This window comes from Paenibacillus sp. FSL H8-0283, from assembly GCF_045040675.1.
Taxonomy (GTDB): Bacteria; Bacillota; Bacilli; order Paenibacillales; family Paenibacillaceae; genus Paenibacillus; species Paenibacillus amylolyticus.
Genome location: NZ_CP150295.1, coordinates 6,900,393 through 6,918,443, shown reverse-complemented (window position 1 = coordinate 6,918,443; position 18,051 = coordinate 6,900,393). Strand labels below are relative to the sequence as shown.

Sequence of the window (18,051 nt, the reverse complement as noted above, 5' to 3'; positions counted from 1 at the left end):
GTGTGTGTAAAGATATGTATCATTTCATACTAGATAAACATCTGGTGAATGTAAACTCCAATGTAAGAGTTATGTTGGATTTAAGAGAGTGAATCTATGAATAACTTCAGAAAAAGCATTTAAATCTATTTTTTTACAATAAAATACTATAATTTGACAGGTGTTAAAAACCAAAATTATCCAGTAAAATGATGTTTGTAAGCGCTTTACAAAAAATGAATTCTAAGGAGGAAAATCATTGATTAAGTCTAAGTGGTTCAAAACAGTCGGCTCACTGGCATTGGTAGGGATTCTCGCTGCTTCTGTTGCGGTTGGTAGTGTGAGCGCTGGTCTGGCGAAAGGTAGCAAATTTCTGGGCAATATTATTGCCAACCAGGTTCCTTCGAATTTTAGTCCATATTGGAATCAGGTAACTCCGGAGAACTCTACCAAGTGGGATGCTGTTGAAGGCACACGCAACGTGATGAACTGGGGCCAGGCGGACATGGCCTACAACTATGCTAACAACAACGGATTTCCGTTCAAGTTCCATACGCTCGTATGGGGAAATCAACAGCCAAATTGGATTAACAGTCTCTCAGCCGCAGATCAGAAGGCTGAAGTGACACAATGGATTAAAGCGGCAGGACAGCGGTATTCGAAGTCTGCCTTCGTTGATGTGGTGAATGAACCTCTGCATGCGAAACCATCCTATCGCAATGCTATTGGTGGAGATGGGGCAACGGGTTGGGATTGGGTTATCTGGTCATTCCAACAGGCGAGACAAGCCTTCCCTAACTCCAAATTGTTAATTAATGAATATGGTATTATCGGTGATCCTGCTAAAGCGGACCAATATATCCAGATTATCAACCTTTTGAAAAACAGAGGTCTAGTTGATGGTATTGGAATCCAGGCGCATTACTTCAATATGGACAACGTTTCTGTGAACACAATGAACACGGTACTGAACAAGCTTGCGGCTACAGGGCTACCAATCTATGTATCCGAGCTGGATATGACAGGTGACGATAATACACAATTGCAACGTTATCAGCAGAAATTCCCTGTGCTGTGGAAACACTCTGCTGTTAAAGGTGTGACGCTGTGGGGTTACAACCAGAATCAAACCTGGCAGGCTGGCTCTCACTTGGTCAATAGCAACGGTACAGAACGTCCGGCTATGCAATGGCTGAGAAATTACCTGGCGAACAATCCTTAAGCGTGCGTTTTGACGAGTCGGAGCATCCTTTGTAAATCCGGTAATCATATAACACCAAATAGCGCCTGTTCCACATGTTAAGCATGGGAACATGGCGCTTTTTGTGTTAATGCTTTGTCTCAACAGTGTTCGGCAATTTATGGTGCAGGGAAACATTTAATTTTAATCCAAATCAAGACAAAAGCGATCAGCGCAAATATCATTCCGCTCCAGATCAGTTGATGTATTCCCAGGTTTGCGATGAACCATCCGCCGATAGCAGTACCCAGGGTAATACCGAGGTTGGAAAAGGATACATACAAGCTGTTGCCGAATTCAGGCGCGTCCTGCGCTTCAGCGGTTAACCAGGTTTGGCTTACAATTAATCCTCCTGAATGCACGGATGCCCAGAGGATGACTACAATAACCATCCACATGAAGTGGGGACCGGCCCAATAGACGAGTGCGTAAGCTGCTACATACAGAAGGGGGAACATGAGGACAGTGCGGACCACGCTCTTACGCAGAAACTGTCCAAACCCCAAATTTCCGATGATCATGACGACACCAAAGACGGTCAGCATGACACTGATCCATGATCCGCTCATGTGGGTGACCTGTCCAAGATACTCGGCGAAATAGCTGTACACGGAGAACATGGCGGCGAATATAAAAATGACTGCGGCAACATTCAGCCATAATCCAGGTTTGCGCAGAATACCGAGCTGCTGGCCATAGGACATCTTTTCCTTCACGGGCATCGAGGGTAGCCAGATCCATATGCCGATCAAAGCGACCACACTGACCATCGCTCCAAACAGGAAGGCGATTTCGAGGGATAGGCGTTCAGCAAGATACGATGTGAGTGGCACGCCAAAGGCAAAGCCCGCGGTAACTCCGGTGAATACTTTGGCGACGGCCTGACTGCTTTTCTCTGCTGGTACGAGTTGGGCACTGGTGACCAGGGCTACGGAAAAGAAGACGGGATGGAATAACGCGGGAATGATACGGAAGATAAGCATGGTATCAAATGTTGTGGCGTAGGCATAGACCACGTTTGAAATGGCAAACATCAGCACAGCGGCTAAAAGGATAATTTTGCGATTCATCCCGGATGCCAGCAAGGTGAGAAAAGGGCCTGCTATGGCTACAACCAGCGCAAATATACTGACCAGCCAACCTGCCTGTGCAGCCGAGATGCCGAATTTATGCGCAACCTGAGGAAGTACCCCCACGATTCCCATTTCTGTTGTAATAATCCCGAATACCCCGAGTGCCAGCATCAAGATAAGGAGTGGATTGACCTGTTGTGATTTCATGCAAAGCGTACCTCCATTAAATTTAAATATACAGAAAAGTAGATATAATATGCTGAAATGAGCCTGCCTTGCCTCCTATAATATGATGGACATGAGAGTAAGTTCTCTGGATTACATTATATCTAGATTTATAGATTTGTAAATATAAAAAGTGAAACATCATATCTTTAAGTCGTCTTCTGCTTGTGTTCTACAGGAGTAATCATGCTGACAATAAGCATGGTCTGGCCCATAAAAAAATAGCGACGGCCCGGGGAATCCTTGGGGCCTGACGCTATTGATATCCGCGTTTTTAACGATGTGTTGGATTAGTTATTTCGGTTGAATAACCATGCTGTTGAATGAATCGGCTTCCAGCTCCATGTGTAGGGTCTGTCCTTCTTCAAGGGTTAGATACAGGTCACGACGGTCCTGGAATGGATTGTTGATGACAATCACGAGACTGTTATCCGGGTTGCGGAAAGCAACGGATTTCCCGCTCCATGCGCCAGACAGGCCGACTCTTCGAGCACCAGGAACAATATGATGCGCGAAGTGTTTCATCACATAATACTCGGGGTTCCGAGTAACCTCCCTATTGTCCGGATCTACAGTGATCATGGAGTTCTGCTCCCAGCCCCATGTGCTGCGGCCTTTGGGTTCCAGAACCATGTTCCAGTAGATGTACGCGTTCACTCCGTTGCTGAAGTAGTGCTGGTAGAGGTTATATACATATTTGGCATAGTTCCATGAGTTGTTGCCATCACCGCATTCGTTCTCAGTCTGCATATAACGTAGCTCCGGATAACTCGCTGAGGTACGTTGAATCGCATTTTTGCCTGCCCACTGATATCCAACACCTTTGATATAGGAATAGGCTTTTGGATCACTCAGGACAAGCCCGGCGTACTCATCGAAGTCATTTGTTTTTTTCTTGATTAATTCCTCCCATGGATCAGGGGCATTGATCGTTCCGAGCCAGATTTCCGTATCCAGACCGTGTTGGTCAAAAGCCGGGCCCAGATAATCGCCGATAAACTCACGAAGCTGCTCGCCTGTCCACATGCAAGAAGGAAATTTCTGATCTGCAATCACTTCGTTCTGTACATGCACCTGATGGATCGTAATGCCTGCGTCACGGTAAGCCTGTACAAACTTTACGAAATACAGGGCGTAGGCCTCCAGAATATCTTTCTCCCAGCGCAGTGTCCCATAGTTATAGGCTTTGGGCGACTTCATCCACGTTGGCGGACTCCATGGCGAGGCGAAGAATTGCAGGTTCGGGTTATAAGTCAGAGCTTCCTTGATGTAGGGAATCAGGTATTTGAAATCACGTTTGATCGAAAAATGTTCCATGGCCACGTCGCCGTCTACCTCGTTGTGGCTATACCACTGCTCTGCATAATCATTTGCGCCGATCGGCAGGCGACAGATGTTAAACTTGTGCTCGCCCTCGGGATGGAAAAGAGAGTGAAATACCTCATGGCGCTGCTCCTCATTCAAATGGGACAGAGCCATATAACCAAGCTCGTTGAAACATCCGCCAAACCCTTCCACAAGTTGGTGCTGTTCACCCGTCATTTTTAAGTTAGCGCTTTCATTAGTTGGCACAAAAGGCAGCTCTCTCCACGGGCTGTCTTGGGTTGTGGAATAACCAGTGAGCGTGAATGTCATGTGAATTTCCTCCTCGCTTGAACCTCAGTTGTCATATATATTACGTTCAGTATAACAACTCCCACGGCAAAAGAAGATATGCTAAACCGTGTGAAATTTACCCTAATCGAAGATGGAGTATCACGAGTTCGTATTCGCATAGACAGATCGTATGCTGTATTTGCTTGTGATCGGCGATGTCCATATACCATTATCCAATGTCTTAACACAACTGTCATAACACAACAAAATCCCCGCTGATTATTCAGACGGGGACTTGCGCTATGTTTCTCATATTCTCTTATGGCTGTAAATGAACGTGAGACACAACTTAAGGCTGTACACTCTCACCATGCTGTTTATTTTCAAAAATCAGAATCGTTTTGCTGCTTCCGATGTAACCAACAGAGGTATTGAATTGCTCCGAGATGAAGCGAACCGGTACAAAAGCTTTACCATCTTTCATCAGAAGAGGAGCATCATTGATCGCAAGTGTATCATTCACGACAACTTGTTTGTTACCCACGCTCCAGCGGATGGTCTTATCATTCTGTGTGATCACAGCTTCGCGCGTACCGCTGTTCCAGTTCACACGGGCGTTTAACTGCTCCGAGACAAAACGCAGAGGCACATAGGTCCGGCCTTCATCGATAAAAGGTGCAGCATCCAGTGCGTAAGCACGATCCCCAACATAGGCGGTGGTAGACCCTTCGATTAGACGCTGAAAGCTGCCCTGGGGCGTTCGTTTCTGCTCCCGCACATTCATCCGATTCAGAAGCTGCATTGTATGACTGCCACTCACAACATCCAGATAATTGTTCTGCACCGTGAGTCCGGCAGGCTCAACCTCTGAGACAGACGTCTGAATAGCCGAGGATAACGAGGTAGACGCCGAGATATCCTGTATAACATTTGTCGCTGACTGATCACGGGTAAACGTAAAACCTGCGATCGGTGTCAGATCCCACACCCGGTTGTTGGATAATTTCAACACGTCCAGGCTGGAAAGCTGCCGTAAAGGTTCCAGATCATAGATCTGATTGGACTCTGCATTCAGCTCTGTCAGCCCAGTCAGTTCCTCAAGCCCCTTGAGATGCTGTACTTGGTTACCAGAGATATCAAGTGTCCGAAGGCGTGTCATATGCTCCAGTGGTGTCAGATCCGTGATTTGATTACCTGCCACATTCAGATTCCGCAGTGTATTTGGCAATTCAGCCAGTACGTCCAGCGTCTGAACCTGGTTGTTTGCTACATTGAGTTGTTGGAGCCGGGTTTTACCCATGAGCGGTGTCAGATCGTTAATCGTATTGTTCGAGATCTCAAGCCACTTCAGTGCATCCGCATCCGAGAGGGCCGCAAGACTGGCAATCTGGTTACCACTGGCGTGGAACGTATGTAATCGGTTGAACCCACGTACAACCTCTATGGAAGAAATGGAATTGTTGCTGATATACAGCCGTCCCAAGTCTTTTAATTCAGTAAGTGCATCTATGGATGTAATGTAATTATTGCGAACATCGATCTCGCGAAGCTGGGTTAGGTGCGCCAGCGGTGTGAGATCCTCAATCTCATTCCCATATAATCGGAGGTGAGTCAAATTGGTTGCATATTCGAGACCGGACAGGCTGTGAATACCTGCATTGCTCAGATCTACCACCTCAAGCTGCTCCAGATCCGTTGAAGTTAATGGCATATCCAGAGGTTTGTTCAGGATTAACTTCAGTCCGTCTTCCAAAGCGGGATCTTCAATGATTCCCTCGCCCAAGTCCGTAGTTGTGTAAGCCATGGCTTGCCCCGATGCCCCGAGACTCAGGATGAATACTAGAAATAATAGCGTCATTCTTCTCATTGCATGCATTCCCTCCGATTTTTAGAATTATAAAATAATCCGAACAGATTGAGTTAGTTAAGTATAGTATCTACACGATAACAGCGACCGGAAGGTTGTTCTGCCCACGGAGTGTTCAGTGTGAATTGAAGAGTTTAACATATACAGGTTCGGCTCAAAGCACATCTATAGTTATTAACCCGTCAACGGGAAAAAGGAACAAGGAATTTCGTAATGGGTATTTCTCTACTTCTATTCTATATGAAACAAACCCTGCTCTGCACTCTTCAGAGACATGTTTATCAAAAAAAATAAAACATCTCCCGCAGACCCTATTCAACCCACCCTTGAAAAGGGTAAAGATGAAGTAAAGATGCCAATTTGGAGGGGAAGATGTGAGTATGCGCCAAGCCATGATCATTAGTAATCCATCGTCAGGTAAGGAAGAGGCCGAGCAGTATGTGTCCCAAGTCAGAGAAATTCTGGAGTCACAGCAGTATGAGGTGGTGGTTAATGAGACGGCCGGGGAAGGTGATGCCACCAACTACTGTCTGAGCGCCTGCAAAGACGGCTGTGATCTGGTCATCTCCATCGGAGGCGACGGTACGCTGCATGAGACGATTAACGGCATGATGGATCAGGATCATCGTCCCCGATTAGGCGTTATACCGCTAGGTACGGTGAATGATTTTGCGCGTGCGCTGAATATCTCGCTTGACCCGGAAGAAGCCATTAGGCAGTTACGTTCGAATCAGACCCATATCGTGGATCTGGGGAAAATCAATGATCGCCTGTTTGCCAACGTTGTGGCTGCAGGTTCTTTGGCAGAAGCTTTGTTCTCCGTATCCTCGGAAGAAAAGTCGAAGTTGGGATCATTCGCATATCTCAAAGAAGGCTTGAAAGACCTGGTGAATACACCAGCCAATCATCTAACCATCGAATATGACGGACAGCTCTGGGAGGGGGAATCGCCACTTTTTCTGGCGGCGCTGACCAACTCGGTCGGAGGATTCGAGAAGTTGTCCCCGGATGCAGAGGTGGACGATGGTCTGATACATTGTTTTGTTGTTCGTAATATCAGTGTGTTCAACAGTCTGACCCTGGGCACCTCCCTGTTATTTGGTAGTCTGAAAGACCATAAGGACGTGGACTATTTTACAGCCAAAGAAGTTCATGTTCGCTCAGACGAAGCCATTCGCACTAATGTAGATGGGGAAGAAGGTCCTGCCCTGCCGATTCATATCCGTGTCCTGCCAAGGCATATTGAGGTCATTATACCGGAAGAAGTATAGTTTATTCTTTTGGATCTATAGGCTGGAATGAAGAACCTATCATTTCTCCATATGAATGTAGGATAAAGCTATTGAAACCGATTGCAGATATATGTCACAATCAAAGGTAAGATACACGATAATATTCGAATATGGAGGGAAAACATCTTGAGAACGATTAAATTGGGCAGCAGTGCACTAGAAGTACCTGTAGTCGCGGTGGGCTGCATGCGGATTAATTCACTAGACGGTAAGGAAGCCGAACATTTTGTTCGTTCTGCAATGGAGGTTGGCGCAAATTTCTTTGACCATGCCGACATTTATGGTACAGGAACATGTGAGGAGATCTTCGCCGAAGCAGTACAGATGAATCCCCAAGTTCGTGAAAATATGATTCTTCAATCCAAATGCGGTATCCGCAAAGGCATGTTTGATTTCTCCAAAGAGCACATCCTGAATTCGGTGGATGGTATCCTTCAACGTCTGAAAACGGAATATCTTGACGTTCTGCTGCTGCACCGTCCTGATGCATTGGTTGAGCCGGAGGAAGTGGCTGAAGCCTTTGATCAACTGGAGCGCGAAGGTAAAGTGCGTCACTTCGGGGTATCCAACCAGAATCCGAACCAGATCGAATTGTTGAAAAAATACGTGAAACAGCCACTGGTAGCCAACCAGTTGCAGATGAGTATTACCAATACCACGATGATTGACAGTGGCATTAATGTGAACATGGAGAACGATGCCGCGGTTAACCGTGACGGTAGCATTCTTGATTACTGTCGTCTGCATGATATCACCATTCAGCCGTGGTCTCCGTTCCAGTACGGATTCTTCGAAGGTGTATTCCTGGGTAGCGACAAGTTCCCGGAATTAAATGCAAAGATCGACGAGATTGCTGCGAAGTATGACGTGAGCAATACAACGATTGCAATCGCATGGTTGCTTCGTCACCCTGCGCAGATGCAACCTGTGACAGGCACGATGAATATTGAACGTCTGCAAGACTGTGTAAAAGCAGGAGATGTTCATCTCACGCGTCCAGAGTGGTATGAAATTTACCGTGCGGCAGGTAATATACTGCCTTAAATTCAAGTTATAGTGAGCATGATGACTGCTGAGTCAGTTGAGAACACGAGCCCGTAGATGGCTCGTGTTTTTTGTCTATTTTCAGGTTTGATGCCAGACGTGTTTCCGATATAAAATAAGGATAGGATTGTCCGTTTTAAAAAAGGATTAAAATGGTTTTAATACAAATTAGTTGAAAATATTATATTGACCGATACTTTCTAATTACATATAATTACTTTTGCATACCGATAATCCCGTTTATGTTTTTTATTTTGGAGGGTGGTGTTCGTTTGGAGTCGACAACCACGATACGCGATCACTTGGAAAGTTATCTGAAGCGTGAACAGATGTCCATTAGTCATTTTTCGGAAACGTCAGGGATTAATTCGGGTACGCTCAGCAATATTTTGAATAAAAATCGGCCTATTGCCATGCAGCAGTTGGATCGCATTACTTCCGCCATGAGACTGGAAGAAGGTTACTTCTATGAGTTATACATAGACGAGTGTTTTGTACACGCGACCCCGGACTGGCGAAGACTGGGACCCTTCCTTCATCGCTGTGCCGAGTTGGACAAGTTGGACTGTATTGAAGAGGTTATTCGTCTGATGATGGATAATCTATCCTATATTCCTTTGTTATTTGATGTGGCTGAAGAGTTCTACCAAGCGGGTAAATTCAAACCGGCCATTCTTCTATATGAAAACATTGCTGAAAGCGAGAAAATGCAACATTCCGAGCGGCTTGCACTCTGTCAGTATCGACTGTTCCGGTTGGGACTGACTAATGATCAGCAGCGGAATCTGATTATCGCAGCCCGGTTCGAATATTATGTGGATCGGCTGGATGAGCGCTATCAATTGGATGCGCTTAACGAACTAATTAATGCATTTGCATCACTTCACAGATGGAGTAAAGTTCAGGAACTATCTGAAAAGCTGAAGGTGAAAGCAGCCATCCATTATGAGATGAATGGCCGAAGGAAACAAGAAGAGACCAAACGACCTATCGTTTTTTATATTATGTATGCGTATTTAGCCTGTGGAAGTGCCCACTTCCACTTGAACAACTATGAAATGGCATTGAAGTATGTTGCATTATACTCCGATTACAGTTGGGTGAAAGAGCCTGAACCTGAAGAAAAAGTGGTTATTCATCAGTTTCAGGAATGGGCTGAGGGTAATCGTTATATATATCAATTAATGGCTGGGCAGTTTGAAGTATTACCTGACTACCTCGCGTATATCTCAACGAAGGAAAATGAGATATTTCCAGCGCTTTGTGATATTGTAACGGCTGCTAACCGTTATGATATGAACATAGATCATGTACTCAATCAATATGAGCCATACTTCACTTATCATGAACAGAGAAATCGGATTGGGAAAGTAAGCAAGCAGGTAACCGATGATCGCTACGTTCGTCTTTTAGCTGGATTAGGCACGTATTGTCTTAAAAAAGACAGGTTTGTGGAGGGGTTAGATTTTGTACTGAACAGCTTGAGATTTTCTATTGAAATTAGCGATGGACGAGGTATGCTTAGAGGTGTCGGACTGTTTGAGCAATACAGGGAATATGCGTCTGACACAGCTATACAGCAGTACAAAATCTTGATTGGTGAGGTGCAGAAACTCAATGAAGAGAAAGCTGGCTTTGCTGATAGTTACATGTAGTATAGTGGTGAGCATTGTAGCTCCTGTTACTGGACCTGTCCCGACTGTGGAGAATCCAGACCCTTCAATTTACCGAACAAATGATCACGGTTTAGGGACATAAGCCTGAACCACTGGACGCTTCTGAATTCATTTCAGAAGCGTTCTTTTTTGTGTATCAAAGTGGAAGAATAAGTATGTCGTATCTCACATGCGCTTATGATTGGCATAATACACTAAAATATGACAAAAAGGAGGAATACTATGGATCGCCTGGATTTGATATCACGGATCGAAGATGCCAGACAGTTGTTATATCGCATGCATATGGAATACGGCAGTCTGCTTCATCCGGAAGTGATCCAGCAATCCGTAGTCCTGGACGGTCTTATTAATCAATACAACAGAGCCAAGGTAGGAAAGGCGATGAATTAAGTTCGCCTATTTACATTTGCGTCTTTGTATACTATAGTTAGTTACATGAGTAACTAACCGACTAACTGACTAATGAATACGTATGAAAGTTGGAAGCACATGAAATCGACTTTGGATGAATCTCAGCCTATTTTTCATCAGATTGCCACGATGATTATGGACGATATTGTGGAAGGCAGATTGAAGGTGGAAGAACAGGTTCCCTCAACCAATGAACTGTCACGCTTCTACAATATCAATCCGGCTACAGCCCGCAAAGGACTGCAGGAACTCGTGGACAAGGGGATTATATACAAACAGCGAGGTGTTGGAATGTTTGTTGCAAAGGGAGCAAGAGAAGCATTGCTCGTTGAACGGAAGCAAGATTTTTATGAAGAATACATCAAGCCTTTACTTGAAGAAGCCAGACGGATTCACATGAATGAAGACATGATCATTGATCTGATTCGCGGCAAGAAGGATAAGGAGAGTGAGTTATGATTCATATGGAGCAGGTCAACTACAGCTACCAGAAGACGCCCGTTCTGAACCAGGTTACGCTACATGAGAGTGAGCCAATCATTAGTGCGATCTGGGGAAGAAATGGAGCGGGGAAAACAACACTGATGAGTTTACTTGCAGGGCATAACCGCCCGGACAGTGGAACCGTTCAGATCATGGGTCAAGACCCCTATAATAATCTGGTTGCCCAAGAGCATCTGTGTTACATCCAGGAGAATCATCCCCTGGGGAAAAACTGGACAGTTAGTGACATGGTTCAAATGGGACAATATTTTCATCCGCAGTGGAATCAGGATTTGGCGGAACGTTTAATCGATGTGTTCGAACTACCGACGAAGAAAAAGATCATTAAATTTTCGAAAGGCATGAAGACTGCTGCCCAGATTATATTGGGTCTTGCCAGTAATGCAAAGATAACCATTCTGGATGAGCCCACCAATGGGCTCGATGCTGAGAAGCGTAAATTCTTCTATAGTGCGCTACTGGAAAGTTATGAAGATAACCCGCGTCTGATTCTGATATCCAGTCATCATATTGAGGAGATTCAGCCTTTATGTGAGTCCCTTATCGTTTTGCAAGCCGGAGAGGTGTTGTTAAATCAACCGATGGAAGAGATACGCGAAAAAGGAGTTCTTCTAACAGGGGGAATTGATGATATTAACCGAGTTACAGCAGGTGTTAAAGTTATAGAGTCTTCCCAGATGGGATCGACTGTAAAAGTGATGATTGATGAGCCCTACTCGAAAATGTGGAAGGATATCGCTCATTCACAGGGGCTTTCCATTGAGAAAGCGACATTACAAGATTATTTGGTTAACAGGACCCGTAATCAAGAGGGGGTTAAACCATGAACGCAGTAAAAGGTACGAACCGACTGATTCGCGATGATATGCGTTTGTTTCTGAGCATATTTTCATCCATCGCTCTAATGCTCGCCGTTGTATATCTGGCCATTGGCTTCATATTTGATGTCTCGTATGCTACGCAACTGTTTGGTCCCATGTACGGAGGGATATGTGCGTTTGCCATCGGGGGAATTATTACACTGTTTCCGGTTGCGATTGGTATGGGCAGTACACGAATTCAATTCATGAAATCCTTCTATATGAACTCGGTATGGATGGTTGCAGGCACCATGGTCATTCTGCATGTGGCGTATTTCCTCATACACCTGCTTCAGGAAAAAGGAATTGTTGACGTAACCCTTTATCAACCAGGCATGTTGTATTCAAACAAATATCATTTTTTATCCTACCTGTGGATCGATCTGATGTGCGGCTTTCTCGTACTGGGAATCTCTGTCTTCCCAACGGTTTGTTGGATGCGCTTAGGGATGCGTAACTTCTTCATTATGTTCTTCGGGGTTGGCTTGGTCTTTACGCTGATAATTACATTGGGCGATCTTGGTGAGTTGATGTTGTGGATTGCTAGGATCAATCGCATGACATTGTTCACCGTTCTGGGATGCATTGGTGGTGCGCTACTTCTATCTACGTACCCGATGATGAAGAATGCGCCGCTTACCATGAAATCCAAAAAAGACTGACAGGAAACAGTTATAAAGGAACTGGGCAAGGAATCTAAGCGAAATCTCCGAAATTAGAAAACACGAGTGCGAACACGCCTCGTGTTTTTTGTATCATCCTAAATCATTGGATTTACCTATTCAACAATCTTTATACGCAATTCCAAATGAAGGTGCATCCCTTAAGCTTGAGCCTGCGGTTTGAATCCTTCGTCTTTGAGGTACTCGCCGGCTTCGCTACGTGACTCAAAAGCCATATCCAGATTATCACCGGAATACACATACCACATGTCATCTTCGTATTTTAAAGTCAGCGTATGTCCATCTTCATCGATCCACGTTCCGCCACCCGTAGAGATTGTAGACAATGCAGGAGCAGCAGCCTTTACTTGTACTGGCTCTTGGAATTCAACTGCGTTGGGATTGTGAGACATCGCTTGGATCGTTTCATCTAACAAGGTGCGCAGATCTGCTTCGGAGTAATCACGAATATTGACGAATCCTTTAGCATCGGTCTCATAGTTAGGCAGTAGTCCTGCATAGATATAACCGTTTCCGTTAGGGTGAATATGGAGAGCAACAATTTTTTTATCATACGCACTATCCTCGTAGTGGAAATTAACTCGACCGAGAGAAACATCTTTGCGTTGCAGTTGGGGATACGATTGTAACACTTCTAGCTTTTGTTCCACGTTAAGCATAATTGCCTCCTGTAAATGTTCAATAGAGGTGATTATAACATGCCCTCCTGTTAATTTCCCGATAAAATGTTTCTCCCCAGTTCTTTTAGGTGTTCCATAACTTGCAGATAGGGATATGGCCCGTAACTTACACGTGCTACACCCAGTGTGGCAAGCTGTTTTGGTGAAGGCTCAAGAGACGTAACCATGACGTTAATTGGCAGCGGTGAACGCTCACACAATTCCTGAATCAGTTGGTGATCCTGCAAACCGGGTACAAACAGACCACTGGCTCCTGCATCTGCATAATGGCTCGAACGTATAAGTGCTTCCTCCAGGAGAGAGTGGTTATGGTGTTCAGGTGCATGTTGCAGAAAAATATCTGTGCGGGCGTTAATGAACAACGGGATGCCTGCCTGCTGCGCAGCTTCCCGGGCGGCGGACAATCTCGGGCATTGCTCCTCCACAGTGTACAATCCCAAGCCAGCGGGAAGTTGATCTTCCATGTTGATTCCTACAGCACCATGATCGATGACTTGCAGGATATTTCGCTTCACTTCTGACACAGACCTCCCATACCCTCCCTCTATATCGATCGTTACAGGCAGATCCACGCTCGCTGTAATCCGTGAGAGATTGGCAAGCACCAGATGGAATGGCATGGCTTCACCATCGCGTTCACCGTGGGCCGCAGCAACGGACCAGCTTCCGGTAGCAATGGCCGTTGCTCCAGCGGATTGGATGGCTTGTGCGCTTCCGGCATCCCATACATTGACCAGAACAAGTGGTTTTCCTTTCACATGGTATTGTTGGAACAACGCTGCTTTTTCTTCTAAGGTACTCATATTATGTTGACTCTCCTTTGTTATATCATGCATTCCTTTGGACATTTGATACGTACTTCATTACTTCATTTCTGTTTTTCAGCTACCCTGTTTTTGTTTCTCGTGAGTCAACAGCCAGTTTTTGCGAGTTAATCCTCCGCCGTATCCGCCCAACTCACCACTGGCATTGATTACACGGTGACATGGAATCACAATCGCAAGCTGATTGGCCCCATTCGCCTGTGCCACAGCTCGGCAAGCAGTCGGTTTTCCCAGTGCATTTGCAATCTCTTGATATGACCTCGTTTCACCAGCCGGAATGGCCAGCAACTCGTCCCACACACGCTTTTGGAATGGTGTTCCTAAACAGAACAACGGTGTGTCGAATGCTGTCCGAATACCTTGAAAGTACTCGTTTAGTTCACGCTCAATGGACTGGATGGGAGCTGTAGTGCCGGGTACAATCGCTGATTTGGTTCGTTTGCGCAGACGCTCAACTTCGCGTTCCAGACCTCTGCGGTCCACAAATTCCAGTAAATATAGCGACTCCTCATCAGCAATAGCCATCATCGGGCCGAGGCGGGTGTCAATCCAGGACGCTTTTAGGATATGTCCTTCATCGACTTGTGTAGGGGCGGCACCCATGATCCGCGAAAAGGCATCGCGGAAGCCGCTACTTGATTCATATCCAGTAGATAATTGGCTATCAATCACGGTGCGGCCGGAGCGAATATTTTTCAGGGCAAGACCCATGCGTCGGGCGCGAGCATATTCGACAAAGGTCATGCCGAACCGCTTCTTGAACTGACGGCGCGCCGTGGATTCATCGATGGAGAGGGCCTTGAAATCCTGTCCTTTCCAGCGTTTCTCCGGATTTTTCTCCACAGCTTCCACTAATATGCGAACGACATCGGATACTTGGTTAGGGTGAGAAAGTGGACGACAGCGCTGGCAAGGGCGATAAGAGGCCAGAAGTGCCTGTTGAGCCGTCTCATAGAATTCGCAGTTTTCGAATTTTGGCTTTCGCGCAGGGCATGTGGGACGACAGAACACACCTGTGGTTCGGACTCCAACATAGAATAAACCCTCGTATTCCGAATCCTTGGCCACAAGCGCCTCGTAATATTGTTCCTTCAGATCAGCAGAAATCATGGGGGCACGTCCTTACTCATTAGAATCTTTATCTATACCTATTATAGAAAAACGTTGCAGCAAGCATCGCCGAAAATCAGGCATGAATATTGGATAAATTGAATCTGATATAACATTGAAATTCGGTTGTTCAGAATTTGTTTAGAGTTCACTGGTAGTATAGACCTATCAGGATAGGGTGACTTAGGCAAAGATACCTATATAGTGAAAAAGTGAGTTATTGATCATTCATTGTTATAGGAAAAATACATAGGTAAACATGAAATTAAAGATTAGCGGAATGAAAGTCTGGAGGTCGACTAGAATGAGATATTCTACGTACAAAAGTATTTATGAATCCGTTTATACCAAAACGTCCGAGTCCCGCACCATGTATGTTAAAGGTCAATTCATGCAGCGTGTGAAGACGCCAACCTGGCTAATGAAGATCGTCACTATAACTCTAATTATAATCATAGGGTGTAGTGCTGTATTCACTGCATTTGCCGGGGATGAGCAATTGTTGTCGGGGGACCAGATCGTTGTATCTCAGGGAGATACACTGTGGGGCATTTCATTGGTACATAAACCTCAGCAGATGGACACTCGTGTGTATGTAGAAGCGATCAAGAAAGTGAACAAAATCGAGCATAACGCCATTCAGATTGGACAAGTGTTGGTCTTACCTGGGTTTGATCGATAAAATAAACGGTGCATGACGTCATGAACAGAGTTCCTTTTTTACTCATCGAGGTGCAGTTACATGCTGAATTTATTAATCATTTACATATAATGGAGCTTCATGTGGGACGATATGGTGTAGTGATTAATAAGTGGCGTGCTATATAAGTTGAACTAAAGAATATTTACACTGACACTACGATGACAGAATAACCTTCCAATCGCTGTTATCCCCAGATTTTTTGATTCCCTTTTCTTAAAGGGAAAATCCGGGGATAGCGTATGCTTCCGATGCAGCTTTCTTTTAGAAAGCTTTTAGGCGAACGCTTCGCTTTTTCAGGTTTTTTCTGTCCTCTCCGTTATCGTGTAAATGATTAGTTCAACTGATATAGATATATGTGCTGTAGATAGATGAAGGGAGAATTAGATGATGAAAATAAATATAAAGAAATCTGCACTTTGCATGTCTGTGCTCTGTATTTCGCTATTCGTCAGTGCCTGTGGCACTAGTGGTGAATCGGTTCAGGAACATGCCTATCCGCAATCGAAGCAACCCGTAGAGGAAGCTGGAGAAAACTCTGTACCGAATGCGGATGCGAAGAATAACAATAGCCAAGGCAGTGCCAGTGGTGATGAGGGCAAGCCTACAGCTCAATCGGAATCCACTGAACCGTCTGAGAAGATTGATATCGTCATTGACCAGTCGGAGAAACCGAGCGAGGGTAACAGCTTTGATTTTGGAATTAAACAGGTTCCGAAGGGGTATACACTAACGGAGATGCGGTGGACGTCTAACACGGTGACGATTGTGAATTCACTACAGGAAGCCATTGAACATGGTGGAAATGGAGAAGATGGCTTTTACTTTAGCGGCAATGGACAATTCTCCGGCTTTATCTATTCGGATGAGATGAAGGGCGAGCGGGGCAAAGCGACATTTGTCTTCACAAATGATGAGGGGAACGAAATCATGTCCGAAAAAGAAATTACGTTGAAGTAGCGTAGGCATATCATGAAGGCTCCATCTAGAGCCTGTTGAACAGGAAAAGCAGCCACTTGGGCTGCTTTTTTTGACATACATAATTACAAGATCACCGATCTATCTGTCGCTACATCTATAAAGATTGAACTGAAGATTTACACGAGAACGTAGAGGACAGAAACAATCGGAAGAAGCGGAGCTAAATGCTTTCTAAAGGAAAGCTGCTTCGGAAGCATATACTTCGCCTTTATCCCCGGATTTTCACCTTTATAAAAGTAATTAAAAAAATCGGGGGTAACAGCGATCTGAAGGTTGTTCTGTCATCGGAGTGGCAAGTGTAAAAATTACTTTTTAGTTCAATTTATATAGTTGCTACATAAAGTCAAAGAAATAACGGACCACGTGGAACATAACCGGCGAGGTATAGGTCAGGCTATCGACCCGGCTCAGGTAGCTTTTTTTGAGCGAATCGAACTTGTTGTCATCTCCAATTAACAGATCGCGCTTCAGTACAGACACCGTCAGACTACCGAAGAATCCAGCCAAACTGATCAACACCCCGATGAACAGCGAGAATTTCCAATCAAATGGCGTCAGGTAGGGATGGATGAAATAAGACGTAGCTGTCGTTACAATAAACGCACACGCGAACCCTTCCCAGGTGACAAATGGATTGGCGGTAGGCACCACTTTTCGTTTGCCCAGATAGAGAGAGACCAGATAGTGCACCACATCATTAAGCTGTGTTAGCACGACCAAGAACAGCACCAGCTTGGAGCCGTACTCCGGTGAGGCAAATGGGAAATAGGCCAGGTGGCTCAGCCCAAACACCATCAGCATTAGTCCCCATTGTGTGGAGCTGACACTGCGCAGGAAACCGACCGTACCTTTGTTGATCAGACGTGGCAGGGGCAGCACCAGGAACACATATAGGGGAATAAACACGATAAACATGCCATACCATCCAATATAGATCCAGTAGAACTGAACCGGAATCGCCAGATACGCCCATAGGAACAGCCTGCGGTCGGCTTTGCGTGTACTGCGAATCATGGAGAAGTATTCTTTGAGTGAGAAGAATGCAAGCACCATGAGGGAGATGAGGGACACAATGGGGTTAAAAAGGGTGGCGAGGCAGAAAATCACAAACATACCCCACCAGGTTTTGATTTTTTGGCCGATGCCTGAATAGTCTTTGCTTGGCTGAAGCTTTGCAATAATTTTGTACACGATATGTATCACAAGTAAAGCTGTGAAGATTAACGTTAGTGTAAAGAGTGAACTGCTCACGTACCAATCACCTGCTTATTCAAAGTAAGATTCCATTGTAGGGTACCTATGT

At 45.2% G+C, this 18,051-nt stretch carries 17 protein-coding genes; 10 read left to right on the top strand and 7 right to left on the bottom strand.

Annotation, left to right across the window (positions count from 1 at the left end; genetic code table 11):
- Positions 1-238: 238 nt before the first annotated feature.
- A complete protein-coding gene (locus MHI52_RS30380; RefSeq protein WP_036611704.1) occupies positions 239-1,201 on the top strand; it encodes an endo-1,4-beta-xylanase in 963 nt (320 codons plus the stop codon).
- Positions 1,202-1,338: 137 nt separating this feature from the next.
- Here MHI52_RS30380 and MHI52_RS30375 read toward each other — a convergent pair whose 3' ends face one another.
- The 3 genes from MHI52_RS30375 to MHI52_RS30365 all read right to left on the bottom strand — a co-directional run bounded on the left by MHI52_RS30375 (position 1,339) and on the right by MHI52_RS30365 (position 5,980).
- Positions 1,339-2,499, bottom strand: a complete 1,161-nt coding sequence (locus tag MHI52_RS30375) for an MFS transporter (protein ID WP_036671768.1) — start codon at positions 2,497-2,499, stop codon at positions 1,339-1,341.
- A 312-nt stretch (positions 2,500-2,811) separates the two neighbouring features.
- Positions 2,812-4,152, bottom strand: coding sequence for a glycoside hydrolase family 30 protein (locus MHI52_RS30370; RefSeq protein ID WP_340983884.1), 1,341 nt, complete (start codon positions 4,150-4,152; stop codon positions 2,812-2,814).
- Positions 4,153-4,462: 310 nt separating this feature from the next.
- Complete coding sequence (locus MHI52_RS30365; RefSeq protein ID WP_340983885.1) at positions 4,463-5,980, bottom strand: leucine-rich repeat domain-containing protein; 1,518 nt, start codon at positions 5,978-5,980, stop codon at positions 4,463-4,465.
- A gap of 380 nt (positions 5,981-6,360) precedes the next feature.
- Here MHI52_RS30365 and MHI52_RS30360 point away from each other — a divergent pair, with 380 nt between their 5' ends.
- The 7 genes from MHI52_RS30360 (at position 6,361) to MHI52_RS30330 (ending at position 12,432) form a co-directional block, all read left to right on the top strand.
- A complete protein-coding gene (locus MHI52_RS30360; protein WP_036611691.1) occupies positions 6,361-7,251 on the top strand; it encodes a diacylglycerol kinase family protein in 891 nt (296 codons plus the stop codon).
- Positions 7,252-7,398: 147 nt separating this feature from the next.
- On the top strand, positions 7,399-8,316 hold the full coding sequence (locus tag MHI52_RS30355; protein ID WP_076213731.1) for an aldo/keto reductase family oxidoreductase: 918 nt from the start codon (positions 7,399-7,401) through the stop codon (positions 8,314-8,316).
- A 272-nt stretch (positions 8,317-8,588) separates the two neighbouring features.
- On the top strand, positions 8,589-9,971 hold the full coding sequence (locus MHI52_RS30350) for a transcriptional regulator (protein ID WP_091012369.1): 1,383 nt from the start codon (positions 8,589-8,591) through the stop codon (positions 9,969-9,971).
- A gap of 243 nt (positions 9,972-10,214) precedes the next feature.
- On the top strand, positions 10,215-10,385 hold the full coding sequence (locus MHI52_RS30345) for an aspartyl-phosphate phosphatase Spo0E family protein (RefSeq protein WP_017691550.1): 171 nt from the start codon (positions 10,215-10,217) through the stop codon (positions 10,383-10,385).
- A gap of 99 nt (positions 10,386-10,484) precedes the next feature.
- On the top strand, positions 10,485-10,865 hold the full coding sequence (locus MHI52_RS30340; protein ID WP_036611682.1) for a GntR family transcriptional regulator: 381 nt from the start codon (positions 10,485-10,487) through the stop codon (positions 10,863-10,865).
- A complete protein-coding gene (locus MHI52_RS30335) occupies positions 10,862-11,737 on the top strand; it encodes an ATP-binding cassette domain-containing protein (RefSeq protein WP_405158187.1) in 876 nt (291 codons plus the stop codon). The genes MHI52_RS30340 and MHI52_RS30335 overlap by 4 nt, the downstream gene beginning before the upstream one ends.
- On the top strand, positions 11,734-12,432 hold the full coding sequence (locus tag MHI52_RS30330) for a hypothetical protein (RefSeq protein WP_405158186.1): 699 nt from the start codon (positions 11,734-11,736) through the stop codon (positions 12,430-12,432). The genes MHI52_RS30335 and MHI52_RS30330 overlap by 4 nt, the downstream gene beginning before the upstream one ends.
- Positions 12,433-12,593: 161 nt before the next feature.
- Here the strand turns inward: MHI52_RS30330 and MHI52_RS30325 are convergent, their stop codons facing one another.
- The 3 genes from MHI52_RS30325 to MHI52_RS30315 form a co-directional block, all read right to left on the bottom strand.
- On the bottom strand, positions 12,594-13,112 hold the full coding sequence (locus MHI52_RS30325; RefSeq protein ID WP_405158185.1) for a hypothetical protein: 519 nt from the start codon (positions 13,110-13,112) through the stop codon (positions 12,594-12,596).
- 50 nt (positions 13,113-13,162) lie between these two features.
- Positions 13,163-13,936, bottom strand: coding sequence for an isocitrate lyase/phosphoenolpyruvate mutase family protein (locus tag MHI52_RS30320; protein WP_405158184.1), 774 nt, complete (start codon positions 13,934-13,936; stop codon positions 13,163-13,165).
- A 78-nt stretch (positions 13,937-14,014) separates the two neighbouring features.
- The gene (locus MHI52_RS30315; protein ID WP_133386327.1) at positions 14,015-15,067 is read right to left on the bottom strand and encodes a bifunctional transcriptional activator/DNA repair enzyme AdaA; all 1,053 of its coding nucleotides are present in this window, start codon (positions 15,065-15,067) and stop codon (positions 14,015-14,017) included.
- A 304-nt stretch (positions 15,068-15,371) separates the two neighbouring features.
- Between MHI52_RS30315 and MHI52_RS30310 the strand changes: the two genes are divergently transcribed.
- A complete protein-coding gene (locus MHI52_RS30310) occupies positions 15,372-15,749 on the top strand; it encodes a LysM peptidoglycan-binding domain-containing protein (RefSeq protein WP_340983888.1) in 378 nt (125 codons plus the stop codon).
- A gap of 405 nt (positions 15,750-16,154) precedes the next feature.
- Entirely contained in the window at positions 16,155-16,727 is a 573-nt protein-coding gene (locus tag MHI52_RS30305) for a hypothetical protein (protein ID WP_143781493.1), read from the top strand.
- A 354-nt stretch (positions 16,728-17,081) separates the two neighbouring features.
- Here the strand turns inward: MHI52_RS30305 and MHI52_RS30300 are convergent, their stop codons facing one another.
- Positions 17,082-17,999, bottom strand: a complete 918-nt coding sequence (locus tag MHI52_RS30300; RefSeq protein WP_076252010.1) for a phosphatidate cytidylyltransferase — start codon at positions 17,997-17,999, stop codon at positions 17,082-17,084.
- Positions 18,000-18,051: the final 52 nt, after the last annotated feature.

Excerpts from the sequence above, each read along its gene's own strand:
- MHI52_RS30320 (WP_405158184.1), bottom strand. The coding sequence starts at position 13,936 with ATGAGTACCTTAGAAGAAAAAGCAGCGTTGTTCCAACAATACCATGTG.
- MHI52_RS30365 (WP_340983885.1), bottom strand. The coding sequence starts at position 5,980 with ATGAGAAGAATGACGCTATTATTTCTAGTATTCATCCTGAGTCTCGGG.
- MHI52_RS30310 (WP_340983888.1), top strand. The coding sequence starts at position 15,372 with ATGAGATATTCTACGTACAAAAGTATTTATGAATCCGTTTATACCAAA.
- MHI52_RS30330 (WP_405158186.1), top strand. The coding sequence starts at position 11,734 with ATGAACGCAGTAAAAGGTACGAACCGACTGATTCGCGATGATATGCGT.
- MHI52_RS30345 (WP_017691550.1), top strand. The coding sequence starts at position 10,215 with ATGGATCGCCTGGATTTGATATCACGGATCGAAGATGCCAGACAGTTG.
- MHI52_RS30375 (WP_036671768.1), bottom strand. The coding sequence starts at position 2,499 with ATGAAATCACAACAGGTCAATCCACTCCTTATCTTGATGCTGGCACTC.
- MHI52_RS30315 (WP_133386327.1), bottom strand. The coding sequence starts at position 15,067 with ATGATTTCTGCTGATCTGAAGGAACAATATTACGAGGCGCTTGTGGCC.
- MHI52_RS30370 (WP_340983884.1), bottom strand. The coding sequence starts at position 4,152 with ATGACATTCACGCTCACTGGTTATTCCACAACCCAAGACAGCCCGTGG.
- MHI52_RS30305 (WP_143781493.1), top strand. The coding sequence starts at position 16,155 with ATGATGAAAATAAATATAAAGAAATCTGCACTTTGCATGTCTGTGCTC.
- MHI52_RS30335 (WP_405158187.1), top strand. The coding sequence starts at position 10,862 with ATGATTCATATGGAGCAGGTCAACTACAGCTACCAGAAGACGCCCGTT.
- MHI52_RS30360 (WP_036611691.1), top strand. The coding sequence starts at position 6,361 with ATGCGCCAAGCCATGATCATTAGTAATCCATCGTCAGGTAAGGAAGAG.
- MHI52_RS30325 (WP_405158185.1), bottom strand. The coding sequence starts at position 13,112 with ATGCTTAACGTGGAACAAAAGCTAGAAGTGTTACAATCGTATCCCCAA.
- MHI52_RS30340 (WP_036611682.1), top strand. The coding sequence starts at position 10,485 with ATGAAATCGACTTTGGATGAATCTCAGCCTATTTTTCATCAGATTGCC.